This is a genomic window from Pseudomonas sp. AC083 (assembly GCF_979253165.1).
The window spans coordinates 674,853-701,355 of the sequence record NZ_CEEDDH010000001.1 but is presented as its reverse complement, the minus strand read 5'-3'; the positions used below and the strand labels follow the sequence as shown (position 1 = coordinate 701,355).

Here is a 26,503-nt window from a genome sequence, read left to right as displayed (position 1 = left end):
GGGGATAAATCCCCTCGCCACAGGGGATCGCATTGCCTCAGAGGATCGCATTGGCACAGAGGATCCCATTGCCACGGTACCGATCGAAGGGAGCACCCGGTTTTGACTGAGATGATGACGGTGGCGAGGGGATTTATCCCCGCTCGGCTGCGTAGCAGCCGTAAAACCGGTACACGCAATTTGCCTGTAGAAACCGGTTCTCAAGGTTTGGGTCTGCTGCGCAGCCCAACGGGGATAAATCCCCTCGCCACAGAGGTTCCCATTGCCACAGGGGATCGCATTGCCAAAGAGGATCCCATTGCCACGGTACCGATTGAAGGGAGCACTCGGTTTTGACTGAGATGATGACTGTGGCGAGGGGATTTATCCCCGCTCGGCTGCGCAGCAGTCGTAAAACCGGTACACGGGATTTGCCTGTAGAAACCGGTTCTCAAGGTTTGGGTCTGCTGCGCAGCCCAACGGGGATAAATCCCCTCGCCACAAGGGATCTCATTGCCCCAGAGGATCGCATTACCACAGGGGATAGCATTGCTATGGCGAATTGTGGGGAGGATGGGCGATGAGTGTATTGCCGTATGCCTGGGCCAAGGCGCAGCGCATTCTTTTGCGCGATGGGGTGCTGACGGTGTGCCCGTCAACGCCCGGCTGGTCGATCAGCGAAGTGCGTCGGCAGTTCGGTGCGACGCAGGTTGAGCGGGTGCGTGATGACGAGCTCGACGGGCTGCTCGCCAGCGCTTACGCCGATACCGGCAGTGCGGCGGCGGTGGTGGGTGCTGCGGAAAACGAGGTTGATCTCGATCGGCTGATGCAGGACATGCCGGAGATCACCGACCTGCTCGACACCCAGGACGGCGCGCCGGTGATTCGCATGATCAACGCCTTGCTCACCCAGGCTGCGCGCGATGAGGCCAGCGACATTCATATCGAGCCGTTCGAAACCCATTCGGTGGTGCGCTACCGCGTCGACGGCACCCTGCGCGATGTGGTCTCGCCGCGCAAGGCGTTGCACGGTGCGCTGGTGTCGCGGATCAAGATCATGGCCCAGCTCGACATCGCTGAAAAACGCCTGCCCCAGGATGGCCGAATCGCTTTGCGCGTAGCGGGGCGGCCGATTGATATTCGTGTGTCGACAGTGCCGACTGGCCACGGCGAACGGGTGGTGATGCGCCTGCTCGACAAACAGGCCGGGCGCTTGCATCTGGAAACCTTGGGCATGGATGCGCAGGTGCTGGGCAAGCTCGATCATCTGATCCGCCAGCCCCACGGCATCGTTCTGGTTACCGGCCCGACCGGCAGCGGCAAGACCACCAGTCTCTACGCGGCGCTGGCGCGGCTGGATGCGAGCACCAGCAACATCCTCACCGTGGAAGATCCGGTGGAATACGATTTGCCGGGGATCAGCCAGATTCAGGTCAACGCCAAGATCGACATGACCTTTGCCCTCGCGCTGCGGGCGATTCTGCGCCAGGACCCGGACATCATCATGATCGGCGAAATCCGCGATCTCGAGACCGCACAAATCGCCGTGCAGGCCTCGCTCACCGGGCACTTGGTGCTGGCGACGCTGCACACCAACGACGCGGTGTCGGCGGTCAATCGCCTGATCGACATGGGCGTCGAACCGTTCTTGCTCGCGTCATCCATGCTCGGCGTCCTCGCGCAACGCCTGGTGCGGCGCCTGTGCAATCAGTGCAAACAGGAAGACCCGGCCACGCCCGGCACCTGGCGGCCGGTCGGTTGCGCGGCATGCAATCAAACCGGTTACAGCGGCCGCACCGGCATTCACGAATTGTTCTGCATCGACGACGACATCCGCACGCTGATTCACCAAGGGGCAGGGGAGCAGGCCTTGCGCGCGGCGGCGTCGAAAGCGGGGATGTTCAGCCTGCGTGAGGACGGTGAGCGCTGGATTCGCAGCGGTGCCACCGCGCCGGAAGAAATCCTTCGCGTGACACGGGACGCCTGATGAATCGCTATCGCTTTGAAGCGGCGGATGCCACCGGGAAAATCGAGTCCGGGCACCTTGAGGCGGACAGCCAGAGCGCGGCGTTCAGTGCCTTGCGCGGACGTGGATTGACAGCGTTGTCGGTGCACGAGGAAAGCAACGTCGCCCGACACGGTGGCGGCGGTTTGTTCAGCGCCAGACTCTCCGACAACGACCTCGCCTGGGCCACGCGGCAACTGGCGAGCCTGCTCGGCGCCAGCCTGCCATTGGAAGCAGCGCTGAGCGCCACAGTCGAGCAGGCCGAGAAAAAGCACATCGCCCAGACCCTCAGCGCAGTGCGCGCCGATGTGTGCAGCGGCATGCGTCTGGCGGAATCGCTGGCGTCGCGGCCACGGGATTTTCCCGAGATTTACCGCGCGCTGATTGCCGCTGGCGAAGAGTCCGGCGATCTCGCCCAGGTGATGGAACGGCTGGCCGATTACATCGAGGAACGCAACAACCTGCGCGGCAAAATCCTCACCGCGTTCATCTATCCGGGCGTGGTCGGGTTGGTGTCGATCGGCATTGTGATTTTCCTGCTCAGCTACGTGGTGCCGCAGGTGGTCAGCGCGTTTTCTCAGGCGCGGCAGGATCTGCCGGGGCTGACGCTGGCGATGCTCACCGCCAGTGATTTCATTCGCGCGTGGGGTTGGTTGTGTGCGGCTGTGATGGCCGGGACGTTCTGGAGTTGGCGTTTGTATTTGCGCAATCCGGCGGCGCGCTTGAGCTGGCATCACCGGGTGCTGAAGTTGCCGCTGTTCGGGCGTTTCATTCTCGGCCTGAACACCGCGCGCTTCGCCTCCACGCTGGCAATTCTCGGCGGTGCCGGCGTGCCGTTGTTGCGTGCACTGGAAGCAGCGCGGCAGACGCTGTCCAACGACCGCTTGAGCCTGAGCGTCAGCGAGGCCACGGCAAAGGTGCGCGAAGGCGTCAACCTCGCCGCCGCGCTGCGCGTGGAGAATGTCTTCCCGCCGGTGCTGATTCACTTGATCGCCAGCGGCGAGAAAACCGGCTCGCTGCCGCCGATGCTCGAGCGTGCGGCACAGACGCTTTCCCGGGACATTGAACGACGGGCGATGGGCATGACCGCCTTGCTCGAGCCGCTGATGATTGTGGTGATGGGCGGGGTGGTGCTGGTGATTGTGATGGCGGTGTTGTTGCCGATTATTGAGATCAACCAGTTGGTGCAGTAGCCGCTTTTGATGTTGGCCGGGCTGGCCTCTTCGCGAGCAGGCTCGCTCCCACAGAGGAACGCATTTCAACTGTGGGAGCGAGCCTGCTCGCGAAAGCGCCAGTCACGACAACACAAAACTCAAATATTTTGCACCGGCCTGACCCTCACCCGAGTCCCGATCCCATCATCCTCGGGTTCTCCATTCTGTCATCTGCAACCACCCGCTAACGGCTCCAGCCCGATTCAGTCAAACCCCCGATCCAGACGCACCGCAACCCACCGCAAACACCCGAGAAATCCCCACAAAAATACCCCCGCAGCTCCCGAGGTTTTTTCCTTTATCTGTCACCGGAAGCTGCGAATTTCTCCCTGCGGCTCCACTGCGGTGGACCCTCCCGGTGTCATGCAAGCCTTCCGAAACCTGTGTTCCAAACCAAGTTGAAAAGGAGATTCTTCATGTTCAAGCGCACTCTGATCGCCGCCTCACTGACCGTCGCCGCTCTGGCTTCCGCCCAGGCCATGGCCGTAACCGGTGGTGGCGCCTCGCTGCCTGCCGCGCTGTACAAAGGTTCTGCCAACAGCATCCTGCCTGCCAACTTCAGCTACGCCGTGACCGGTAGCGGCGTCGGCAAAAGCGCTTTCCTGACCAACAACGCTGCCCAGTTCAGTACCACCGGCACCGTGCACTTCGCCGCTAGCGACTCGATCCTCAGCGCTGCGGAACTCAGCACCTACACCAGCAACTTCGGTGCTTCGTACGGCCCGTTGATCCAGCTGCCATCGGTGGCCACTTCGGTTGCCATTCCGTACAAAAAATCCGGTCAGACCGCGCTTAACCTGACCAGCGTTCAGTTGTGCGACGCGTTGTCGGGCACCAAGACTACCTGGGGCGCGCTGTTGGGTACCGCCGACACCACCGCAATCCGCGTGGTTTATCGCAGCACTTCGAGCGGCACCACCGAAATCCTCAGCCGTCACCTGAACTCGATCTGCCCGACCAAATTCGCCGTCAACTCCACCTTCACCAACGCTCGTCTGCCGGCCGGTTCCGCGGTGCCATCGACTTGGGTCGGCGTAGCCAACACCGCTGATGTGGCCACTGCGGTGAACGCCGTGGACGGTTCGATCGGCTATGTGGGTCCGGACGGCGTGAACGCCACCAGCAACGCTGTGGTTGCCCGCGTCAATGGCGTCCAGCCAACCAACGCTAACGTGACGCTGGCGCTGAGCACTGCACCGGTGCCAAGCTCACCTGCCAACCCGGCTGGCTGGGCCCCGGTCGTGCCTAACCCGGCAAGCGGTTACCCGATTGTGGCTTACACCAACTTCATCTTCGGCCAGTGCTACAAAGATGCAGCCGTGGCCACCGCCGTGCGCAACTTCCTGACCACCCACTACAGCAACCCGGGCAACAACGTCGCCACCGTCGCCCACAGCTTCACGCCGGTTCCCAACAACTGGAAAACCGCTGTGACCGCCAACTTCATCACCAACACCTCGGGCAATAACCTGGACATCAACAACGCCAACGCCTGCAACGGCATTGGCCGTCCTTTGTAAGCCTTGTCTCAACTGCAATGAAACGGCAGCAGCCTTCGGGCTGCTGTTTTTTTTTGCCGATTTACTCCTTGATCATGAAGTTTGTGTGACATCCGTTCGGTCGTGAGGCTCGCCAACTGCCTATGTCGTAACAGCAGGGCTGATCCGACCTGCCACCCAAAAGGACCTGTAGTGATGCTTGCTCGCACCTCCCGTCACAGTAACCGTATCCGGCCGATCAAACGTGGCGCGGGCGATCCCGCACAGTGGCTGCTCAAGCCATTGGCGCAAGCCGTCGCCTTGTGTCTGGTTGCGGGCAGTGCCGAGGCGGCGACAGCGTTCAGTTCCACCTGGTTTGCCGCGAAGGGCGCAGCGCAGCAGGCTTCGGCGTCGCGTCCGGGTGGGAGCGGTCTGCCGGGGATGACCCCACCGCTGGCACAGCAGCAACGGGCCAGCCAGCAGTTGCAGCGCTCTTTGCAGACACTCAATAACACCGTTGCAGCGATTGCCGCTCAGCAGGCCGCACAAGCCGCTGGACGTGCCGCCGCATTGGGCAGTGTGCAAGTGGTTCCGGACGGATTGGGCGAGGGCGGCCTGAAGATCGATAACAGCCTGAGCCAGGGCTGGATGAACGCCAAAGGCCCGCAACAGACCCAGGCCGACGGCAAGACCACGGTGAAGATCGAGCAGACCGCCGACAAGGCGATTCTCAATTGGGAAACGTTCAACGTCGGCCGCAATACCACAGTGGAATTTGCCCAGCAGGCCAACTGGGCGGTGCTCAATCGCGTCAACGATCCGAGCGCACGGGCCAGCCAGATTCAGGGGCAGATCAAAGCGGACGGCACGGTGATGCTGATCAACCGCAACGGCATCGTCTTCAGCGGTGGCAGCCAGGTCAATGTGCGAAATCTGGTAGCGGCAGCCGCGAACATGACAGATGCACAATTTCGCGATCGGGGTCTGTATTTCGATAGCACCGGCAGTCAGCCAACCTTTACCGACGCTGCTGGCAAAGTCCTGGTGGAGCGTGGCGCAGCCATACAAACGCATCAACCTGCGCTCTCCACCGACGCCGGCGGCTATACCTTGCTGCTCGGCCAGGACGTGCAGAACGACGGCTCGATCAGTACGGCCAAAGGTCAGACGGTGCTGGGTGCGGGGGACCGTTTCTATATCCGCAAGGGCTCGGGCACCGACGGCAATGGTTATTCAACCACCTTCGGCAGTGAGGTCATTCCCGGTTTCAAGGCTGACAGCTCGGGCAAGGTCAGCAACACCGGCCTGATCCAGGCATCCACCGGCGACATCACCCTGACCGGCCGCGACGTTGTGCAAAACGGTGTGCTGCTGGCGAGCACTTCGGTGGCGACGCGCGGCACCGTGCATCTGCTCAATCCGGCCAGCGATGCCCAAGGCCGTGTGACCCTGGGCGAAAATGGCGTCAGTGCGATTCTGCTCGACAGCAGTGATCTCACCGCCCTGGACAGCCAGCGCGAGGCGGCGCTGACCGGCGTCAATGCCAACAACCGGATCCGCAGCGATCAGTCACGCATCGACATCGGCAGCGGCGGCACCGTCGAATTCAAAAGCGGCTCGATCACCCTTGCCACCGGTGGGCAGGTGGCAGTTGCCGCCGGACAGCGCAGTCTATTGCGCGAGGGGGCGGTGATCGACGTGTCCGGCGCCCTCGGCGTCAAAGTGGCGATGGCAAACAACAACATCAAGATCAACGTCCAGGGCAACGAGCAGCGTGATGCGCCGGTCAATCGCGAGAACGGCGCGCTCAACAGTAACGACATCTGGGTCGATGTCCGTGAGCTGGTATTCGTGCCGGCGGGTACCAACGGTTACGCCACCGACCGCTGGTACACCGCCGGTGGGTTGTTGGAGGTCGGCGGATACCTCGGCACTCAGGGCCATGGCGTTGGTGAATGGATGGCGCAGGGCGGTGAGGTGCGGTTTTCCGGCAAGGACGTGATCAGCGAAAAAGGTTCGCTGATCAATGTGTCCGGCGGCACGCTTGATGTGCAGGGCGGCGAGATTCGCCAGAGCTGGCTGCGCGGTGCGGACGGGCGGTTATACGAAGTGTCGCGTGCGCCGGGCGATATTCTCTACAACGGTCTTTACAAAGGTTACGAAAGTCACAGCGAGCGCTGGGGCCAGACGGATTATTTCTATAGCCCGCTGATCGCGCCGACGCGTCGTCAGGAAGCGGGTTACACCGTTGGCCGGGATGCCGGCCAGTTGGTGATCGCCACGGGCAACGCCGTGCTGGAAGGCCAGCTGTTGGGCGAGGTGTTTCAGGGCGAACGGCAAATCCAGGCACCGCGGGCAGGTCTGGACGGCTATGCCCAGACCCAGACCGCCCGGGCGCGGCGAGGGCAGTTGGTGGTTGGCAGTTACGATGCTGCTTATGTCGCTGCCAGTGCCGGCCTGCTCTATCAACTCGACCCGTTGCTCGATCAGGTGCAAGTGGGGGGCGCGCATGCCAGCGTAGCGAACGCAGGGCTGACCGATGCGGTCGCGGCAGAACGCGCAGGCAAACTGTTCCTCGATGCCGGGCTGCTCAATGGTTTCGCGCTGGGTGCGCTGAAGATCTCGGCGAAAAACACGATTGAAGTCAATGAAGGCGTGACGGTGGATCACGGTGGCAACATCACCCTGTTCAGCCCTGACGTGCAGGTCAATGCCGATCTGATTGCGCAAGGCGGCAGCCTGCAATTGGGCAACGTTTTGAACCAGCTCGCCACCGATCGGCGTGATGACACCAGTCTCCAGGTTTCAGCAGGCAAGCAAGCGCGAGTGACGGTTGCGCAGGGTGTGCAGCTGCAAACACGCGGTCTGTGGAGCAACCTGTCGAGTAACCCGGACGACGCGGGCGGCCTGGCGTATCTCAATGGCGGGACGGTGTCGATCCGCAGTACCGGCGACATTCTGCTGGCCCGTGGCAGTCTGGTCGATGTTTCGTCGGGCGGTGCGGTATTGGCCAACGGCAAGACGCGTGGCGGCAAGGGTGGCGACGTGACGCTTGAATCCAGCGCCAACAGTGCGCCAGGCCAGTCGCGCATGGTGCTCGATGGCGAGGTGCAGGGCTATGGCGTGAACGGCGGCGGCACCTTGACCGTGCAGGCCAGCAAGGTGCGGATCGGCGCTTCCGGCGAAGTGTCCGAAGACCAGACCTTGCGCCTGACGCCGGAGCTGTTCCGCACCGGGTTCAGCGCCTACAACATCATCGGTCTGAAGGGGCTGGAGGTCGCCGCGCAAAGCGCGATCGATGTGCAGATGCCGGTCTATCGGTTTGGCGAATCCGCCTCGACCATTGTGTCCGGTATGTCGCCGCGCGCTGCGCTGGAGCTATGGACGCCCGCGTTATTTCAGGAAGACCCGCTCAAGGGTGTCTTGACGCAAAGGGCCGGCGCTTCTGTCGCATTGCAGGCCGGCGCGACGCTTGCTGGCTTGATTGATCCTGCCAGCAGTCCGTTGTCGATTGGCGAAGGCTCACGGATCAGTGTCGATCCCGGCCAGCGCATCGGTTTGCGCGGGGCAGGCCAGATCACGCTTGATGGTGAACTCAACGCTTGGGGCGGTATTGTCGATATCCGTCAACAGCAGTTCGGCGCGATTGATGTGGCGACGTCCTTGCAAGAGGCCGATCCGACCCCGCACAACCGTTCGATCTGGATCGGTGAACATGCCTTGATCGATGTCGCCGGTCGGGCAGCCACCGCTGTCGATGCGCTGGGCCGCGTCTACGGCCAGGTCGGCAAGGGTGGCTCGATCATTGTCGGTGGCGAGATCGATGTGAAGAAAATCACGGCGACCGCTGCCGATGCTTACGTCATCATCCGCCAAGGTGCGCGACTGGAAGCGTCCGGTGCGCAAGCCGTGCTCGATAGCGGTGGGCAAGGCCCCGCTCGTGTGGCCACCGATGGCGGACGGATCACCCTGAGTTCCTACAATGGTCTGTTCATCGAGGGCAGTCTGCAGGCCAATGCTGGAGGTGCGGGTGCGGCGGGCGGGCGTCTGGAGATCGCTCTGGATACACCGGCGTACGGTTCCGCGAACTTGAGCAATGCGGTGCGCGTGCCACGTGAAATGATCATTGCCCAAGGGCCTGCGCCGGCACTGCCGCAGCCGCTGCGAGCGGGAGAGGCTTCGCCACTTTTACGCTACGGGCGTACACGCTTGAGTGCCGATCAGCTTATGAGCGGTGGCTTCGACAGCGTGAGTCTGCTGAGCAACGGTCTGATGACGTTCGACGGCGATGTCGACCTGCACATGGGACAGGGCCTGAGCCTGTTCGCCGGTTCTCTTTCATTGGCCGAGTCGGCGAGTGACAGCGCCCGGGTCAACCTCAGCGCACCTTACCTGCGCCTGTCAGGGCTGGGCACCTATTTCAGCTCGGAAGTCAAAGTGCGTCCGCGGGTGATGAGCAATCCGACAGCGCAGTTGTCCGGCGCGCAATTCACCGCCAGCGCGAACCTGCTGGACGTGGGCAACTCGCTTTCATTCGGCACCGAAGGGACTCTTGTGCAATCGGCCGCACCGGCGCTGGCGGTCAGCCGCCGTGGCTTTGGTCTGGTCACGCTCGACAGCCAGGGCGACTTGCGCTTCCTCGCGCCAACCGATGAACAGCAGCGCAGCCGTCTGTGGACTGCGGGTGACATGCACATGCGGGCTGCGCAGATCTACCCGGCCAGCGGCGTCTCGGCTGAGGTGCGAGTGGGCTATCAAAGTATGGCCGGATCGGTGCCGGAGCATACGTTGCGTATCGGCAATCACGGGGCGGCGCCGACCGCTTTGCCTTACTCGGTGTTCGGCAGCCTGACACTCAGTGCGGGACAGATCGAGCAGGGCGGCGTCATTCGTGCGCCTTTGGGGCTGATATCCCTGGGTGATGACGTCATTGTCAAAACCCGTGAACTTCACCTTCTGCCGGGCAGCGTGACTTCAGTCAGCGCCGCCGGACTGGTCATGCCCTATGGAGGAACCACCGACGGTATCGACTATCGGTACAACGGTAAGTCGGTGATGTTGAATGGCATTGCCGGAGCGACCTCCGGGGTCATCCTTGATGCGCAATACACCAATGTGCAGGCCGGGGCGGTGATCGACCTTTCGGGCGGCGGCGATTTGCGCGGTGCCGGTTTTGTCTCCGGACGAGGTGGCTCCGCCGACGCGCGTTTCAATCCGCTGGTACGCAATGCCACCGATGGCACCTTCAGTTTGCCGGGGCTGGCCAGCAACCCCGTGTATGCAATCGTGGCCGGTGACCAGAGCCGCTATGCGCCGATGCTGGCCGAGGCCGGCGCGGTCGATCCGCGTATCGGCCAGCAGATCACCCTCGGGACCGGCGTTGCCGGACTGGCACCCGGCACCTACACCTTGTTGCCATCGACCTTTGCCTTGTTACCGGGCGCCTTCCGGGTCGAAATCAATGGTCAAGCGATTGCGGGGCCGATGGACAGTGCGTTGAAGTTGCGCAATGGCTCGTGGACCACGGCCGGACAGCTGTCGATTGCCAACACCGGTATTCGCGACAGTTTGCCCAGCCAGGTCATCGTGACGTCTGCCGATGTGCTGCGGCGCTATTCACAGTACAACGAAACCGGGTTCAGCCAATTTGTGCTCAACGATGCTGCCCGCCGCGGTCTGCCGCGCGCCCGCACACCGCTGGACGGCAACACGCTGCACCTGCGCATGGTCAGCGGCGGTGAGCACGACTCAGCCCTGGACTTCAACGGGCAGGTGCTGTTCAAACCTGCCAGCGGCGGGGTTATTGGTACGGCGGTCGTGCAGGGCGGTTATACCGGCGCAGAGTTTGAAATTCTCGGTGCCGGGCATACGCGAACGCCAGGGTTCGACGGTGTATCGCTGTACGCCGACACCCTCAACCGCTTGAATGCCGGACGTTTGACCATCGGTGGCACCCCAACCGTGTATTACGGTGCGGAGGGCGGCTCGATCAAGGTGATCGGCAATACCTCGGCGATTCGTCTGCGCGAGGGCGCGATCCTCTCGGCGCCAGAGGTTGTGCTGAGCAGTAACAGCGCCAATGGCGGCATCACCATCGATGCGGGAGCGGGCGTCAATACCTTGGGGCGAGGTGACGTCCCGTATGATGCCGCAGCCGGTTTCGTCTACGAGCCGGGGCGCTCCAGCCTGCTGGTGGTGTCCAATGGCTGGACGCCGGTGCTTGCGCCCACCGATGGCGGGGGCGGGAGCATTCGTATCGGCAACTGTCCGACGGCCGATTGCACCGCTGCGGCGTTGCTGTACTCCAACGGCAGCATCATCGCCGCCACTGACAAAGACTTCGAACTGGGCGAAAGCGTGCGCTTTGGCACTCGCCAACTCGGGCTTTCGGTCGGTGTGGTCAATGCCGGCAGTGCGCAAGCACTGGCGGCAGCCAGCGGCCGCACACCCGCGGGCCTGACGCTTAACCAGAACGTGCTGGATCGCCTGTTGCAGGGCGACACGCAATCTGGCGCCCCCGCCCTGGAAACCCTGAGTCTGGTGGCCCGCGATGCGTTCAACTTTTTCGGCAGCGTGACCCTCGACACCATTGATCCGCAGACCGGCCAGAGCCGTTTGCAGAATCTGGTGTTGGGTAGCCCGGCCATCTACGGCTCGGGCGCTGCCACCGATGTCGCGACGATCCGCACCCGCAATCTGATCTGGAACGGGGCGACTCAGGCCCCGGGTACGGTGGTCAAGGACGGCGCCGGCAACGGGCACGGCACGCTGGATATTCAGGCGCAGCGGATCGAATTGGGTTATGGCCCGAACCCGCAGCCCAATGGCCTGGATCGCAATAACCGACTGGCCCTGGGATTTGCCAACGTCAACTTCAACGCCAGCGAGCGCATCACCGCCAACCACAAGGGCAGTCTGGCGGTGTACGAATCCCAAGGAGCTTATGACGCGGTCAAGGGGTTCAGCTACAGCGGCGGCAATCTCAATCTGCGCACGCCATTGCTGACCGGCGAGGCCGCCTCGGTCAGTGAACTCATGGCGGGCAACAACCTGACTCTGAGTGGTAGCGCCACAACGGCTGCCGCGGATGCCCTCGGTGCGCAACTGAGCCTGACGGCACGCAGTGTTGTGCTCGACAGTCGCATCGTCCTCGCCAGCGGCAAGCTGCTGGTCAATGCCGAGGATGATCTGCTGCTTGGCAGCGGCGCGCAGGTGGACATGGCGGGCCGGGTTCTGCCGTTCAATGATGTGCAGAAATACAGCTGGGGCGGCGACGTGTCGTTGCAGAGCAACAACGGCAATATTCGTCAGTCGGCGGGCTCGCGAATCGATCTGTCCGCCGTCAACAATCAGGCCGGCCAATTGAGCGTTGTGGCCCTGGCCACTGACGCCGGACAGGTTGATCTGCAAGGGCAGATTGTCGGCAGCAGCAGTGGCTATTACGACGCGGGCGGTACGTGGGTGCCGTACAAGGCCGCTGGCGTGGACATTCGCGCCCAGCGCCTGGCGGGTGATTTGAGCGAGGCCTTTGCCAGCCTAAACCTGCGCTTGAATGCTGGCGGGGTAGTGGGCAGTCGAAGCTTCCAGTTCAAGCAGGGCAATCTGCGTATCGGTAACGAACTCAAAGCGGGCGAAGTCAATGTCTCGGTGGACAACGGCAACCTGACCGTGGACGGGGTGATCGATGCCAGTGGTGAACGGGTCGGCAGCATTCGCCTTGCCGGCAAAAACGGTTTGAGCCTGACGGGCAACGCGCTGCTCGATGCCCATGGCCGCGTACTGCGCGTCGACAGCTACGGCAAAATCATCGACGCACCGAACCGCGCCATGGTTGAACTCAATTCAGGTGACGGCGTGCTGACGCTGGCCGCTGGTGCACGGATTGATCTGCGTCACGGCACCGATGCAGTGCCTGGAAACCAGGCGGGACAACGCGATGACGTGTTGCGTGGGACGCTGGAGCTGAATGCACCGCGCCTGGGCGGCGGTGACATTGCGGTGGATGCCAGCGGTACATTGAGTATTCAAGGTGCCCGCTCCATCGGGCTGAATGCCGTGCGAAGTTACAGTGATGCTGCCGATGGCACCGATCCGGCGGCCAGCGGTCGCCCGTATCAAGTGATCGATCAAGCCTACCTGGATCGCATTCACTCAGACAGCAGCGGCTTTATCGATGCGGCGCTGGGTAACAGTGATCTGCTACAACGCAAACTGGCCGGCCTCAACAATGCGACCTATGCCGATGCGTTTCATCTGCGCCCGGGGGTGGAAATCGTCAGCAAAACCGCTGACGGCGATCTGGTGGTGCAGGGCGACCTCGACTTGTCCGGCTACCGTTACGCCAGCCTTAACCCGCACACTCGCCGGACCTCGGTGTATGGCAGCGGGGAAGCGGGCAGCCTGTTGATCCGTGCCGGTGGCAACCTCGATATCTACGGCAGCATCAACGACGGTTTCGCACCGCCGCCGGAAACCGTGGACGACGCTGGCTGGAAACTGTTGCCGGGTATACAGCCTTTCGGCGGTGACCTGATCGTACCGGGCAGTGGTGTCAGCCTTGCCGAAGGGACGCTCTTTCCGGTAGGCGCCACCTTGAATTACGACCTGCCGATTCAAGCCGCCACACTGGCTGCGGGCACGGTGTTGCCGGTTCAGAGCACTTTGGCCGCACCTTACGTGTTACAGGGTGGAACGGTGCTGGCCGGCGATGTGCATGACGCGGCGGGTAACCTGATGTATGCCGCCGGTACGTTGCTCGACAACGCTGTGACCCTGCCGACCGGCAGTCGTTTGGGTGCAGGTATTCGCTTGAACAACGCCACCGCACTGCAGGCCCTGCTCTGGCCCAAAGGCGTGCCGCTGCCGGGTGCGGTTGATGCCGACAATAAAACGGTGGGTGTTGTGTTGAACGGAACGTTGGCGCTGTTGCGGGGTTCGCTGATCCCCTCCATGACCAACGTGAAGCTCGCCGATGGCACGGTATTGCTCGACCTGCGTCCTGCCAATGGAAACCAGCAAGGTCGAAACTGGGCGATCGCCAGCATGCTGCCGGCGGGCAGTGCGTCGTGGTCGATGCGCATGGTGGCAGGGGCCGATCTGACTGCGGCCGACAGCCGTAGCGTGAAACCTCAGACCAGCGTTGGCAACTTGCAAATGGCCGACACTCACTATGGTGTGAGCATGATCGAGGTGGCCGGTAAACTGGTCTGGGCGGTGGATAACGAGTATGGCTTTACACCGTACGAACCGGTTCCCGAGGAATACCTTGTGCTCTGTGATATCGCTCCCGGTTCTTGCGCGCCCATGGCGCGCAGTGTGTGGGCGCCTGGCAACTGGATGGGCATGCCGGATTACACACCGATGAACGATGACGAATTGTTCTGGTGCTCCATCGACCCGGCACTGTGCATTGAAAACAATCCGAGCAAGAGCGCCCAGGCCCACACGCAGATGTTCAGCGTTTTGCGTACTGGCACCGGCGACCTGGATTTGATGGCGGCCGGTAACCTCAGCATGGCCTCACCTTTCGGCGTCTACACCGCCGGCACCCAATCGGCAGACGTCGACGCGCGTTATAACCAGCCCCGCGGAAGGCTGTCGGCTGATGGCTCGGTATTGGGCAGCGCTGGCAGCGATTACGAAAAATGGGTCGATGGCGGCAGTGCCAGCCTCTATCAGGCCTGGTATCCGCAGATGGGCGGTAACCTGACGATCAATGCCGGCGGGTCTGTGTCGGGTGACGTGCTTGGCCGTCGCTCGGTCGCTACGGGCGACGGTACGCGGGAGCAGGTGCCGAGTGTGGCGGTGGGCAATTGGCTCTGGCGCCAGGGCACCGGCAACAACGATGTACCGACTGCCTGGTGGATCAATTTCGGCAGCTACGCTGCGCAGCCATTGCCAGCGCTGGGCGAGGAAACCAGACCTTATCTGGTGGGCTTTACCGGGTTCGGTACGCTGGGCGGCGGCAACATCAGTCTGAGCGCCGGCGGGGATGCTGGCATGCTCAAGGCCATGGGCGACGACAGGTATGCGTCGTACCCTCGCAGTCAGGGGTTGATCGTGGCTGTCGGCAGTACGGGCCGCGTGGACAGTGACGGGAACCTGCAACTGACCGGTGGCGGAGACCTGGATATTCGTCTGGGCGGTGTCCTTAATCCGTCTCTGCAGGCACGTGCCGGCCTGGCGGGTACCGGCACGCCGACGCACGACTTGCAGGGCGCGCTCATCAACCTGCGCGGTGCGGCGCAACTGACGGGCGCCGCGTTGGGCGGTATCAATCTGCAGTACGGCGCCTCGGCGCTGTTTCATGACCCACGGGAAACGCGCGCCTTCGACCCGTTCAACTCGACGGCCAGTAATGCCAGTGGTGGGCTGGTGCTGATTCCCGGTGACTCCGGCATGCGCCTCAACACTCGCGGCGATCTGGTGTTGGGTGGCGCCGCCGATCCGGGCCGCGTGAGGTTGCAGAATTCCACACCGTTTACCACGGCGGATGGCATTTACCATGCCGGTGGCGGTTTGAGTGGTTTCTCGCTGTGGACCGATCACACGGCCATCGATTTGTTCTCGGCCGGCGGCAACCTGACGCCCAGCACCCAGTTGATGGAAACCACCGGGCAGGACCCCGTCGCCGGGCTTAACGGGTCACCGACCGATGACCGCTTCGTCTTTCCTTCGATATTGCGTGCCGTGGCCGGCCAGGGCTCGATTTATGCGGGACCATCAGCGGCCTACGGCATAGGCAACCCGGCGCCGGCTCTGGCCTGGTCATTGCTGTTGGCACCTTCCAGCGCGGGGCAGCTTGAACTGATCGCTGGGGATTCGATCTATGCCGGCGGCTACGCCATCAACCAGTCAGGGGCCAGCCCGGCGGCGCTCGCCACACCGTTTGCACCCGCGTTCAATGGCTACGGCAACAACCAGTCCGCTCGGCCGATCACGACCAACGCCGGCAGCGATGGTGTGCTGGCGCAAACCAATTCGCGCTATCCACTGTTTGCCTTTGGTCCCGATAGCTACTCGGGGTTGAGCAGTGTTCAGGGGCCGGCGCGCTTCTATGCACTGACCGGTGACCTGGTAGGAATTCGCACGGGCGAAACGCTGGCGTTCGCGACCACGAAGCGCACCTGGTATGAATCGGCAGGCCCGGTGTGGATGGTGGCGGGGCGTGACATCGTGGCGTCCGGTACCAATTTGGGGCAACCCACGTTTGCGCCCGTTGGGGGCATGAGTCGCAATAACGAACAGATCGCGTCTACCGGCAATCTGTTCGTGCATAACGATGCGCGCGACATTTCGCGGATTTCGGCCGGGCGAGACATTCTCTACAGCAGCTTCGACATTGCCGGCCCGGGTGTTCTGGACGTCAATGCCGGGCGCAATATCCTGATGGAAGATCGCGCCAGCATCACCAGCCTCGGCCCTGTCGTGGCAGGTGATCAGCGCCCCGGTGCGAGCATCGTGATGCAAGCGGGTGCGGGCGCGCAGGGGCCGGATTACTCACGGTTCATTACGCGTTATCTGAACCCGCAAAACGTAGCGGATTCAGCGGTGGCCCTCAGCGCGCAGCCGGGCAAAGTGGTCAAGACCTACGTCGAAGAACTGCAGAGCTGGCTGAGCCTGGGTTATGGCTTCAAGGGTAGCGCCGAACAGGCGCAAGCCTTCTTCGCCGCACTGCCGAGTACCGAACAGGCGATCTTCGCCCGCCAGGTGTACTTCGCCGAATTGCGCGCCGGCGGCCTGGAATACACCGATGCCGACGGCCCGCGCACTGGCAGTTACCTGCGCGGTCGCAACGCCATTGCGGCGCTGTTCCCGACCACTGATGTCGCCGGCAATCCGATTCGCTACGACGGCGATATCACGTTGTACGGCGGCGCCGGAGTCAAGACGCTGTTTGGCGGCGATATCCAGATGCTCACACCGGGCGGTGGCCAGGTTTTCGGAATCGAAGGCGCGGCGCCACCGTCGACGGCAGGGATCATCACCCAAGGCTCGGGCGACATTCAGCTGTACTCGCAAGGCAGCATTCTGCTCGGCCAGAGCCGGATCATGACCACGTTCGGCGGCTCGATTCTCGGCTGGTCCGCCGAGGGCGATATCAACGCCGGTCGCGGCTCGAAAACCACCGTGGTCTACACGCCGCCAAAACGTGTCTACGACAGCTGGGGCAACGTCACGCTATCGCCGTCGGTGCCGAGCACCGGCGCCGGTATCGCCACGCTCAACCCGATCGCCGAAGTGGCGCCGGGCAACATCGACCTGATCGCGCCACTGGGCACCATCGATGCCGGCGAGGCGGGGATTCGCGTATCAGGCAACGTCAACATCGCCGCGCTGACGGTGGTCAACGCCGCGAACATTTCGGTGCAGGGCAAGGCAACCGGCGTGCCGGTGGTGTCGGCGGTGAACACCGGCGCGATTACCTCGGCGAGTTCGGCGGCATCCTCCGCTACGCAAGCGGCGGAAGACGTCGCCCGGCAGCAACAGGCAGCGGCGCGGCAGAACCAGGCTTCGGTGTTCACTGTGCAGGTGCTCAGTTTCGGCAACGAGCAACTGGCGCCGTCGCGCGATGGTGCCAGTCGCGCGCCGGCGACCGGTTATAACCCGGACAGCCCGGTGCAGGTGCTGGGCGCCGGGGCGTTGGATGAACAGGCGAAACAGCAGCTGACCGAGGAGGAGCGTGGGCAGCTGACGCTGTAAAGAACTCTCGTGCAGTACGTTTGGGCGGCCGGTTGGCCGCCTTTTTTTATGAGTGGTTATGGATATTTTTTACGGGCGTGCAACACGGTCAGAATTTTAATGTGGTCTGTCACCCGATAGACCGGTAAATAATTCGAGTTAATGACCATTTCGCGAGTGCCCGGTATTCGGCCGGAGCGGAAACCATGCGGTATCCAGGAAAGCCTTCGCGCTGCGGCGCTGAGCTTTTGGTGCAGTGCAACTGAAGCGACAGTGTTGCGTTGTTCTACGTATTCGATGATGTCAGCCAGATCTCCAAGAGCCGGTTTACTCCAGCTAACCGGCAGTGCGTCGATTATTGCGTCTCTCTTCCAGCATCTGACCTAGCAGCACCATTGCCTCATCGTGGGGGATAGGCGGACGTGGATCATCAAGTGCGGCTTGTACCTTGGCGCGATACCAAAGATCGTAATCCGCAGCCTCTTCTTCGGTTTCGAAGTCTGAAACGATAAGTGAAAGTTCAGCGCTCATCATGACCTCCATGATCAATGTGAAGCAGTCTAAGGGGATGTGGGCTCGTTGTCGTCACTGGCGGGACGAGGGAGACATCATCCGCAAACAGACGAGGCAAATCTGTCAGACGCTTCGCTTGTGATGCACGTGAAGTCGATCAGCTGTGTAGTTCAATTCTGTAGGAAATCAGCTTTTGGTCATCGGGCTGACAGCCGCCGCTCAAAGCCGCGGCCACAGCCACGCTGCAGTCAGTTACCGTCTGCAACCTTACGCTCGATCTCGTCGACTTTGCGCTGCAGCTCTTCCGCTTCCTGCTCTTTGACCCGAGTGGAAGACGGCGTGATGACTTTGTCTACGCCTTCGGTTTTGCCGTCGCGGTCCTGCAGATCGCGCTCGACCACGTTCACCGGTTTGCCGCTGGCATCGGTGGGTGGGGCGTTGGGGGTTTTGCCGTCGTTGGGGTTCATGGCGCTGGCCTCCTGTGGGTGTACACATTGGAGACAGCGCGGCGGCAGACGTTCGAAATTTTTCGGGCCAAGGCCCTCTCCCGCAGGAGAGGGCGCTGCGGCTTTTTCAGTCTTTCAGAATGTCGCGATCCTTGGTTTCCGGCAGGAAGAACGTGCCGAGTATCGCCGTCGCCACAGCAATGACAATCGGGTACCAGAGCCCGTAGTAGATGTCACCGGTGGCGGCGACCATGGCGAACGCCACGGTCGGCAGGAAGCCGCCGAACCAGCCGTTGCCGATGTGGTAGGGCAGCGACATCGAGGTGTAGCGGATGCGCGTCGGGAACAGTTCGACCAGCCACGCGGCGATCGGGCCATAAACCATGGTCACGTAGATCACCAGCACGGTGAGCAGGAGCAGCATCATCGGGTAATTGATTTTCGCCGGATCGGCTTTTTCCGGATAACCGGCGTCTTTCAACGCCGCGCCGAGGTTGGCGGTGAAGGCGTCGTTGCGGGCCTTGAAGTCGGCGGCGGTGAGGGCGCTGCCTTCGAAACTCTCGATGACGCGATCACCGATGCGCACCTGCGCGACGGTGTTCGGTTCTGCGGCGACGTTCTCGTACGGGATCGCGCGTTTCGCCAGCAGGGTTTTCGCCAGGTCGCAGGAGCTGGTGAATCTGGCCTTGCCCACCGGATCGAACTGGAACGAGCACTGCTCGGGGCTGGCGATCACCTTGACTGGGTTTTTCTCCTGAGCGACGAACACGTCCGGGTTGCCGTACTGGGTCAGCGCAGTAAAGATCGGGAAGTAGGTCAGCGCCGCCAGGATGCAGCCAGCCATGATGATCGGTTTGCGCCCGATGCGATCGGACAGGCTGCCGAAAATCACGAAGAACGGTGTGCCGATCAGCAGCGATCCGGCGATCAGCAGGTTGGCGGTCTGCGCGTCGATCTTCAGTGTTTGCAACAAGAAGAACAGCGCATAGAACTGCCCGGTGTACCAGACCACTGCTTGCCCGGCGGTGCCGCCCAGCAGCGACATGATCACCACTTTGAGGTTGTCCCAGCGTGCAAAGGATTCGGTCAGCGGCGCTTTCGAGGCCTTGCCTTCATCCTTCATTTTCTGAAATACCGGCGACTCGCTCAGTTGCAGGCGAATGTACACCGACACGGCCAGCAGAATGATCGACAGCAGAAACGGAATCCGCCAGCCCCAAGCTTCGAACGCCTCGTTACCCAGCGCCGTGCGGCAGGCGAGAATCACCAGCAGCGACATGAACAGACCGAGGGTAGCGGTGGTTTGAATCCACGAAGTGAAAAAGCCACGGCGGTTGCGTGGCGCGTGCTCCGCTACGTAGGTTGCCGCGCCGCCGTATTCACCGCCCAGCGCCAGACCTTGGAGCAGACGCAGGGTGATCAGAATCACCGGGGCGGCGACGCCAATGGTGGCGTAGCCGGGCAGGAGACCGACGATTGCCGTCGACACGCCCATGATCACGATGGTGATCAGAAACGTGTGCTTGCGCCCGATCATGTCACCCAGGCGTCCGAAGACGATGGCGCCGAACGGCCGCACCGCAAACCCCGCGGCGAAGGCCAGCAGGGCAAAGATGAATGCGGTGGTTTCGTTGACGCCGGCGAAGAAGTGCTTGGCGATGATCGCCGCCAGTGAGCCGTAGAGGTAAAAGTCGTACCACTCGAAAACCGTGCCCAGCGAGGAGGCGAAGATAACCTTGCGCTCCTCCTTGGTGATGCCGCCGCTGCGCGGTGGCGTGCCGGTGGATGCTGTGTCGATTGTGGCCATGGGTGTTCTCCGTCGTGCTTATTGTTGTAGGCCGGAGTCCCCCGTTACTGCCTGTCGCACTCTGGCCCGTTGGCATCTGCCGCCGTTGCTCTAGCGTGAAGCTTGCACAGTCTGACCGCCTCGCAGGGCTGCAAGGTTTCCTGAAGCATAATCAGCTTTTGCCAGATATCCACTCGGCCTACGCTTTGACCCAACGCTGCCGGCTCCAGGCGCTCAACCAATCGACCAGAAACACCAGCAACAGCATCGCCAGAATCACCGTACTGGCCTGGGCTTCCTGGAACAGGCTGAGGCTGACATACAGCATCTGCCCCAGGCCGCCGGCGCCGACGAAACCGAGCACGCTGGCCATACGGATGTTGTTTTCCCAGCGATACAGGCAGTAGGCGAGCAGTTGCGGGGCGAGGTTCGGCAGGGTGCCGTAGCAGAACGCGAGAAGCGGATTGCCGCCCTGCAAGCGAATCGCCTCGGCGGGTTGCGGCGGGGTGTTTTCCAGCGCTTCGGCGAACAGCCGACCGAGTACGCCGGTGGTGTGCAGAGCGAGGGCGAGGGTGCCGGCGTTCGGCCCGAGACCGGCGGCGAGCACCATCAGCGCCGCCCAGACCAGCTCCGGAATCGCCCGCAAGCCGTTGAGCAGCAGACGCGCCGCGCTTTGCAGCGGCCAGCCGAAACGCCCGGCAGCGGGCAGCGCGAGGACGATGCCGAACAGCGCCGCGAGCACGGTGCCGAGGGCTGACATAGCGAGAGTTTCCAGCGAACCGTGGGCGATGGCTTTCAGATACCCGGCGCTCAAGTCGGGACTGAGGAAACGCTGCACATAACTGCCCATCTGCTTGAGGCTATTGGCGCTGCCGAGTTCGGCGAGATCCAGTTCCAGATAAGCGAAGGAAGCGAACACCGCAAATGCGATCACGACGATCAGCAGCAGGTTGATCAGGCGCCTCATGTCAGCCTCCAGCGCAGCAAGCGGCTGAGTTGATCGGCGCACAGCACCAGCAGCAGGAACGTCAGCAACATGCTGGCGACTTCACCGCCGGCGAACATGCGGATCGACAGGTCGATCTGTTGCCCCAGGCCACCGGCTCCGACAAAGCCCATCACCACCGAGGCACGGATCGCGCACTCCCAGCGGTAGACGGTGTAGGAGAGCAATTCGGCGGCGACATTCGGCAGCGTGCCGTAGGCAAACGCCGCCAGTCGACCGCTGCCGGCCTGCAACAATGCGTGCGCAGGGCGTTGGTCGGTGGATTCGAAAATTTCTGCGTAGACCTTGCCGAGCATGCCGCTGTAGGTAATGGCGATGGCTAGCACGCCCGCCGCCGGGCCGAGGCCGACCGCGCGCACAAACAACAGCGCCCAGACGATTTCCGGCACGCTGCGCAGAAAGATCAGCAAGCCGCGCACCGGCCAGCGCAGCAAACGCCCGGGCAGGCTCGGCACGCCGGCCCGTGACGCCGCAGAGAGCGACAGCGCGCGACTGGCGATCAGGCTTGCCGGTACCGCCAGCAGCAGGGCCAGGGCCATGCCCGCTGTGGCAATCGCCAGGGTTTGCAGGGTGGCTTTGAGCAGCAGTTGCAGGAACGCTTGATCATGCGCCGGTGGCCAGAACGCCGAAACGAAACGGCCCATTTCGTTCTGGCTGTCGGCCTGAAACAGCACGCCCAGGTCGAGTTCGCTGAGCTGAATGCCCGGCCACAGCAGGGCCAGCGCCAGCAGCGTCAGCAACAATCGCGGCCACGCCGCCGGGTCCCGTGAATCGGCCTTCAGCATCGCGGAATCTGCACAATCAGAGGCGCGACCGCTGGCGCTGGCGATTGCAGTTGTTCATTGGCGTACAGCGCATCGAGCTTGTCGCGGCTGACTTCATCAGAAGAACAGTCGAAAAGAATCTGCCCGTCGCGCAGGCCGATGATCCGTGGAAAGTGCGCCAGCGCCAGATCCACCGCGTGCAGGCTCGCCACCAGCGTGACGTTGTGCTCGCGAGCATGGCGCGACAGGATCGACAGCGTGTGGCCGGCGAGGACCGGGTCCATTGCTGAAACCGGCTCGTCGGCAAGCAATATTTCCGGCGCCTGATACAGCACCCGCGCAATGCCGACGCGCTGCAATTGCCCGCCGGACAACTGCTGGCAATGGGCGAACAGTTTGTCGCCCAGATCCAGTCGCGCCAACGCCGCGCGAGCGCCCGCCACATCCAGTGGATGCAGCAGGTTCAGCAGACTTTTGCCCAGACTCCACTGACCGAGCTTGCCGGCCAGCACCGCCGTAATCACCCGCTGACGCGGCGGAATCGGCGGCGCCTGATGCACCAGGCCGATGCGCGCACGCAGGCGCTGCCGCTGGTGCGCCGACATGTGCCAGGCGCGTTCGCCGAGCACTTCGATCTCGCCGCTGCTGGGCTTGAGCGCAGTCGCCAGCAGATTGAGCAGGCTCGACTTGCCCGCGCCGGACGGGCCGATGATCGCTACCTGTTCGCCGGCACCAATCTGCACGTCGATGTTACGAAGGGCATCGACGCCATTGGCATGGCGCAGGCTGCCTTGGGTGAGGCGTAGGGTCATTTCAGCAGTTCGGCGGCGCGGGCGGCTTCCTCGATGCCCTTGTAGTTCTCGGGCTTGGTCTCGATGAAACGACTGGCGGCCTGCAGATCGAGGATTTTCTTCTGCTCAGGATTGGCCGGGTCGAGGTCGAGGAAGGCTTGCTTGATCTTCGCGGCCAGCTTCGGATCAAGGGTGCCGCGCACGGTCCAGTTGTAATCGAAGTAGGTCGGCGTGGTGGCAAAGACCTTGACCTTGTTGGTGTCGACCTTGCCGGCGTCGACCAGTTTTTGCCAGACGCTGGCGTTCAACACCCCGGCGTCGACCTTGCCGGCCTGCACCCAGGCAACGGTGGCGTCATGCGCGCCGGAGTAGGCGACGCGGCTGAAGAAGCCCTCAGGTTTGATGCCGTCGTTTTTCAGCATGAAGTAACGCGGCATCAGGCTGCCCGAGGTGGACGACACCGAACCGAAGGCGAAGGTTTTGCCCTTGAGGTCGGCGAGGCTTTTCACGTTCGGGTCGGCGGTGATGAATTTGCTGGTGAACTGCGCGTCCTGCTCGCGCTGCACCAGCGGGATCACTGGGGTGGTGGCGTCGGTCTTCAAACGTGCCTGCACAAAAGTGAAACCGCCGAGCCAGGCCATGTCGAGGCGATCGGTGGCCAGCGCTTCAACCACGGCTGGATAGTCGGCGACAGGCACAAACTGCACCTTCATGCCCAACTGCTGTTCAAGATAGGCGCCCAGCGGTTCGAACTTGCGCAGCAGCTCGGTCGGGGCTTCGTCGGGAATCGCGCTGACGCGCAACACATCAGCGGCTTGCGTCATCAGGGCAGAAAAGGACAGCGCCAGACCGGCGGTGAGGGCGAGGGTACGCTTGAACATAGAATTCTCCGTTTCGTAAGCGTCAACATTCGAAGGGCCACCGGTAGTCAACGGCGCGCCACGTCAGGGTAGACGAAACGGCGAGGTTATACGCATTCGCGAGGAGATTGGCCAGCCTCCGTGCCGGCGCGTTGTGTCTGTTTGTGTGCCGTTCCGGTCAAGCCGCTTCGGGCAGTCTGGCAATCACCTTGATCTCGAAATCGAAACCCGCCAGCCAGGTCACGCCGACAGCGGTGATGGTCGGAAACGGCGCTTCGCCCCAAAACTCCGGCACCACAGTCCAGATCGTTTCGAACGTCGAGTGCGGATCGACCATGAACACGGTGACATCCACCGCATCATCGAAGCTGCAACCGGCCGCAGCGAGGATCGCGTTGAGGTTGTTGAAGGCGGTGCGTACCTGGCCGGGCAAATCCGCCTCCGGGGAACCGTCCTCGCGACTGCCGACTTGTCCGGAGACAAACAGGAAACCGTTGGAGCGAATCGCCGGCGAGTAACGGTGACGTTCATATAGGGCGTGGCGGGCAGGTGGGAACACTACATCGCGCTTGGACATGGGGCTGACTCCATCAGTGGGTTGATGGAAACGACTTTAGGTATTTGCAGTGCGCGGATAAACGCGCAAGCTTGGCGTTCACTGTTTGCAAATCCCAAACAATCGAGGGGCGCGGATGGACCGGTTCGATGCGATGCAGGCCTTTGCCCGGGTGGTCGAGGCGGGCAGTTTCACCAAGGCTGCCGAAACCTTGCACATGAGCAAGACCACGGTGACGCAACTGGTGCAGCAACTGGAGGCGCGGCTGCGGGTCAAGCTGCTCAACCGCACCACACGCAAGGTCAACGTCACCGCTGATGGCGCGGCGTATTACGAGCGGGTGATCAAGCTGTTGGCCGACATGGACGACGCCGAAACCAGCCTGCCCGGTGCCGCCGCACGGCCGCGCGGGCGCTTGCGCATCGACGTGCCGAGCCCGTTCGCGCGGCATATTCTGGTGCCAGCCTTGCCGGATTTTCACGCGCGCTACCCGGACATCCAGATCGACATGGGCGTTAGCGACCGCATCGTCGACATCATCGATGAGAACGTCGATTGCGTGGTGCGCGGCGGCGAGCTGCTCGATCAATCGTTGATGGCGCGCAAGCTAGCAGATCTGCCCTTGGGTGTTTTCGCCGCGCCGGCTTATCTGGATCGCGAAGGGACGCCTGAGCACCCACTGGAACTGCAAGACTCCCATCACCGCGTCGTCGCTTTCCTCTGGGCTCGCACTGGTAAACCTCTTCCGTACACGTTGCACAATGGCACCGAGCGCCTGCAGATCAAGGGCCGGCATGTGCTTGCGGTGGATGACGGCAATGCTTATCTGGCGGCGGGGCTGGCGGGCATGGGGGTGCTGTGGTTGCCGACGTATATGTCTGACGCGCATGTGGCGCGGGGCGAGTTGGTGCAGTTGTTTGAAGGCTGGCAGCTTGAGTCGATGCCGCTTTATCTGGCGTACCCGCCGAACCGGCATGTCAGTTTGAAATTGCGGGTGTTCATTGATTGGGTGGTGGGGCTGATGGCGTAACAGAGTAGTGATGCAGCTATTGCGGGTGCGCGCCACAAGCCAACCGACCTCCGGCTTTTTCGAGTGATTGAGCATAAGAGACGTAAAGACGATTACGGAGCCGTCCTTGATTGCAGGTCAATGTCGGCGGGCCATTGCACTTTCGGGGCGAGGCGGCGGGCGAGGTTGAAGCGCACGTCTTCGTTGTTCCAGTCGCGCGGTGGTCTGGGGAAGGTGGGCAGGGCTTGCGGGCCTTGCTGCATGAACAGTTGGGCCATGGCCCAGTACATTTCACCCTGCATGGTGCCGTGGGCGAAATGGAAGCGTTCGAGCACCTGACAAGTGCCGGGTTTCACCACGGCGATGCTCACCGACTCGATCAGGCCGCCGGTGCCCATGGGGCCATATACGCTACTCACCTCGGCGCGCAGATCATCCCAGTCGTAAACCTCGGCACGCACGCCCCAGGCAGTTCGGCTGAATGGGCGTAGCCCGTCGTGGTGGAAGCGATAGACGTAGACTTTGCGGCGCAGGCGGTTGAAGCGGATGGGTTCGTCGCGGGGGGCTTCTACGTCCATTCGCCAGACATGAATACCGAACCAAAACAGGACAATGGATAAACCGAGGCAGACTAGAATGAAGCCCCAATCAACAGATTCCCATGGTGCAGGAGGGAGGATTAGGGGAGTTGTAAGCAGGAGAAAGGACAAACCTAGAATAGCTATCCCCAACCAGGCGCCTAGCCCTCGTATTCTCAGTGCCGAGCGTGGTAGTTCAAGGTAAATGGCATCCGCATGATTAGGCGGACTTGGCATCACGGGTGGATATGGGAGGTTGCTAGGAGTTTGATCCGGCTTTGGCAGATCGCGTTTCCAGGCAGGCGCTGGTGGGTCAAGTAACGGTTCGGTGTACGACATTACGGAGCCGTCCTTGATTGCAGGTCAATGTCGGCGGGCCATTGCACTTTCGGGGCGAGGCGGCGGGCGAGGTTGAAGCGCGCGTCTTCGTTGTTCCAGTCGCGCGGTGGTCTGGGGAAGGTGGGCAGGGCTTGCGGGCCTTGCTGCATGAACAGTTGGGCCATGGCCCAGTACATTTCGCCCTGCATGGTGCCGTGGGCGAAATGGAAACGCTCGAGCACCTGACAGGTGCCGGCTTTCACCACGGCGATGCTCACCGACTCGATCAGGCCGCCAGTGCCCATGGGGCCATATACGCTGCTCGCCTCGGCACGCAGATCATTCCAGTCGTATACCTCCGTACGCACACCCCAGGCAGTTCGGCTGAATGGGCGTAAGCCATCGTGATGGTACCGATAGACATAGACTTTGCGGCGCAAGCGGTTGAAGCGGATGGGTTCGTCGAGGGGGGCTTGCACAGTCATGCGCCAAGCATAGATACCTAACCAAAAACCGGAG

The 26,503-nt window shown here is 62.3% G+C and carries 16 protein-coding genes; 5 read left to right on the top strand and 11 right to left on the bottom strand.

Annotated features, from left to right (window positions below):
- The first annotated feature begins 559 nt into the window (after positions 1-559).
- The 4 genes from gspE to AC0IXA_RS02920 all read left to right on the top strand — a co-directional run bounded on the left by gspE (position 560) and on the right by AC0IXA_RS02920 (position 17,378).
- A complete protein-coding gene (gene gspE, locus AC0IXA_RS02935) occupies positions 560-1,966 on the top strand; it encodes a type II secretion system ATPase GspE (protein ID WP_471811578.1) in 1,407 nt (468 codons plus the stop codon).
- Positions 1,966-3,177 carry a type II secretion system inner membrane protein GspF gene (gene gspF / locus AC0IXA_RS02930; RefSeq protein ID WP_471811576.1) on the top strand — a complete coding sequence of 404 codons (1,212 nt, stop codon included), beginning with the start codon at positions 1,966-1,968 and terminating at the stop codon, positions 3,175-3,177. The genes gspE and gspF overlap by 1 nt, the downstream gene beginning before the upstream one ends.
- A 437-nt stretch (positions 3,178-3,614) precedes the next feature.
- Positions 3,615-4,718, top strand: a complete 1,104-nt coding sequence (locus AC0IXA_RS02925; RefSeq protein WP_471811574.1) for a substrate-binding domain-containing protein — start codon at positions 3,615-3,617, stop codon at positions 4,716-4,718.
- Positions 4,719-4,892: 174 nt separating this feature from the next.
- Complete coding sequence (locus tag AC0IXA_RS02920) at positions 4,893-17,378, top strand: filamentous haemagglutinin family protein (protein ID WP_471811572.1); 12,486 nt, start codon at positions 4,893-4,895, stop codon at positions 17,376-17,378.
- Positions 17,379-17,434: 56 nt separating this feature from the next.
- On the opposite strand, the gene AC0IXA_RS02915 is transcribed toward AC0IXA_RS02920, so the two are convergent.
- The 9 genes from AC0IXA_RS02915 to AC0IXA_RS02875 form a co-directional block, all read right to left on the bottom strand.
- A complete protein-coding gene (locus AC0IXA_RS02915; RefSeq protein ID WP_471811634.1) occupies positions 17,435-17,656 on the bottom strand; it encodes a type II toxin-antitoxin system RelE/ParE family toxin in 222 nt (73 codons plus the stop codon).
- 37 nt (positions 17,657-17,693) lie between these two features.
- A complete protein-coding gene (relB, locus tag AC0IXA_RS02910) occupies positions 17,694-17,888 on the bottom strand; it encodes a type II toxin-antitoxin system RelB family antitoxin (RefSeq protein WP_471811570.1) in 195 nt (64 codons plus the stop codon).
- Between the two features lie 230 nt (positions 17,889-18,118).
- Positions 18,119-18,337, bottom strand: a complete 219-nt coding sequence (locus tag AC0IXA_RS02905) for a hypothetical protein (RefSeq protein ID WP_471811568.1) — start codon at positions 18,335-18,337, stop codon at positions 18,119-18,121.
- A gap of 106 nt (positions 18,338-18,443) precedes the next feature.
- On the bottom strand, positions 18,444-20,123 hold the full coding sequence (locus AC0IXA_RS02900; RefSeq protein ID WP_122506773.1) for an MFS transporter: 1,680 nt from the start codon (positions 20,121-20,123) through the stop codon (positions 18,444-18,446).
- A 178-nt stretch (positions 20,124-20,301) separates the two neighbouring features.
- Positions 20,302-21,069, bottom strand: a complete 768-nt coding sequence (phnE, locus tag AC0IXA_RS02895) for a phosphonate ABC transporter, permease protein PhnE (RefSeq protein WP_280037623.1) — start codon at positions 21,067-21,069, stop codon at positions 20,302-20,304.
- A complete protein-coding gene (locus AC0IXA_RS02890) occupies positions 21,066-21,893 on the bottom strand; it encodes a PhnE/PtxC family ABC transporter permease (protein WP_471811566.1) in 828 nt (275 codons plus the stop codon). The genes phnE and AC0IXA_RS02890 overlap by 4 nt, the downstream gene beginning before the upstream one ends.
- On the bottom strand, positions 21,887-22,684 hold the full coding sequence (locus AC0IXA_RS02885) for a phosphonate ABC transporter ATP-binding protein (RefSeq protein ID WP_471811564.1): 798 nt from the start codon (positions 22,682-22,684) through the stop codon (positions 21,887-21,889). The genes AC0IXA_RS02890 and AC0IXA_RS02885 overlap by 7 nt, the downstream gene beginning before the upstream one ends.
- Entirely contained in the window at positions 22,681-23,544 is an 864-nt protein-coding gene (locus AC0IXA_RS02880; protein ID WP_123442322.1) for a putative selenate ABC transporter substrate-binding protein, read from the bottom strand. The genes AC0IXA_RS02885 and AC0IXA_RS02880 overlap by 4 nt, the downstream gene beginning before the upstream one ends.
- A 157-nt stretch (positions 23,545-23,701) precedes the next feature.
- Positions 23,702-24,100 carry a RidA family protein gene (locus AC0IXA_RS02875; RefSeq protein ID WP_186569717.1) on the bottom strand — a complete coding sequence of 133 codons (399 nt, stop codon included), beginning with the start codon at positions 24,098-24,100 and terminating at the stop codon, positions 23,702-23,704.
- A 115-nt stretch (positions 24,101-24,215) separates the two neighbouring features.
- Here AC0IXA_RS02875 and AC0IXA_RS02870 point away from each other — a divergent pair, with 115 nt between their 5' ends.
- Positions 24,216-25,109, top strand: coding sequence for a LysR family transcriptional regulator (locus AC0IXA_RS02870; protein ID WP_471811562.1), 894 nt, complete (start codon positions 24,216-24,218; stop codon positions 25,107-25,109).
- Positions 25,110-25,201: 92 nt separating this feature from the next.
- On the opposite strand, the gene AC0IXA_RS02865 is transcribed toward AC0IXA_RS02870, so the two are convergent.
- Both AC0IXA_RS02865 and AC0IXA_RS02860 read right to left on the bottom strand, forming a co-directional pair.
- The gene (locus AC0IXA_RS02865; protein ID WP_471811632.1) at positions 25,202-25,903 is read right to left on the bottom strand and encodes a DUF6708 domain-containing protein; all 702 of its coding nucleotides are present in this window, start codon (positions 25,901-25,903) and stop codon (positions 25,202-25,204) included.
- A 101-nt stretch (positions 25,904-26,004) separates the two neighbouring features.
- Positions 26,005-26,469: a DUF6708 domain-containing protein gene (locus tag AC0IXA_RS02860; RefSeq protein WP_471811560.1), complete on the bottom strand. Its 465-nt coding sequence runs from the start codon at positions 26,467-26,469 to the stop codon at positions 26,005-26,007.
- Positions 26,470-26,503: the final 34 nt, after the last annotated feature.

What these genes read in the sequence shown, in the direction of transcription:
- gspE (WP_471811578.1), top strand. Translation starts at nt 560, where the DNA reads ATGAGTGTATTGCCGTATGCCTGGGCCAAGGCGCAGCGCATTCTTTTG.
- gspF (WP_471811576.1), top strand. Translation starts at nt 1,966, where the DNA reads ATGAATCGCTATCGCTTTGAAGCGGCGGATGCCACCGGGAAAATCGAG.
- AC0IXA_RS02925 (WP_471811574.1), top strand. Translation starts at nt 3,615, where the DNA reads ATGTTCAAGCGCACTCTGATCGCCGCCTCACTGACCGTCGCCGCTCTG.
- AC0IXA_RS02920 (WP_471811572.1), top strand. Translation starts at nt 4,893, where the DNA reads ATGCTTGCTCGCACCTCCCGTCACAGTAACCGTATCCGGCCGATCAAA.
- relB (WP_471811570.1), bottom strand. Translation starts at nt 17,888, where the DNA reads ATGAGCGCTGAACTTTCACTTATCGTTTCAGACTTCGAAACCGAAGAA.
- AC0IXA_RS02905 (WP_471811568.1), bottom strand. Translation starts at nt 18,337, where the DNA reads ATGAACCCCAACGACGGCAAAACCCCCAACGCCCCACCCACCGATGCC.
- AC0IXA_RS02900 (WP_122506773.1), bottom strand. Translation starts at nt 20,123, where the DNA reads ATGGCCACAATCGACACAGCATCCACCGGCACGCCACCGCGCAGCGGC.
- phnE (WP_280037623.1), bottom strand. Translation starts at nt 21,069, where the DNA reads ATGAGGCGCCTGATCAACCTGCTGCTGATCGTCGTGATCGCATTTGCG.
- AC0IXA_RS02890 (WP_471811566.1), bottom strand. Translation starts at nt 21,893, where the DNA reads ATGCTGAAGGCCGATTCACGGGACCCGGCGGCGTGGCCGCGATTGTTG.
- AC0IXA_RS02885 (WP_471811564.1), bottom strand. Translation starts at nt 22,684, where the DNA reads ATGACCCTACGCCTCACCCAAGGCAGCCTGCGCCATGCCAATGGCGTC.
- AC0IXA_RS02880 (WP_123442322.1), bottom strand. Translation starts at nt 23,544, where the DNA reads ATGTTCAAGCGTACCCTCGCCCTCACCGCCGGTCTGGCGCTGTCCTTT.
- AC0IXA_RS02875 (WP_186569717.1), bottom strand. Translation starts at nt 24,100, where the DNA reads ATGTCCAAGCGCGATGTAGTGTTCCCACCTGCCCGCCACGCCCTATAT.
- AC0IXA_RS02870 (WP_471811562.1), top strand. Translation starts at nt 24,216, where the DNA reads ATGGACCGGTTCGATGCGATGCAGGCCTTTGCCCGGGTGGTCGAGGCG.
- AC0IXA_RS02865 (WP_471811632.1), bottom strand. Translation starts at nt 25,903, where the DNA reads ATGCCAAGTCCGCCTAATCATGCGGATGCCATTTACCTTGAACTACCA.
- AC0IXA_RS02860 (WP_471811560.1), bottom strand. Translation starts at nt 26,469, where the DNA reads ATGACTGTGCAAGCCCCCCTCGACGAACCCATCCGCTTCAACCGCTTG.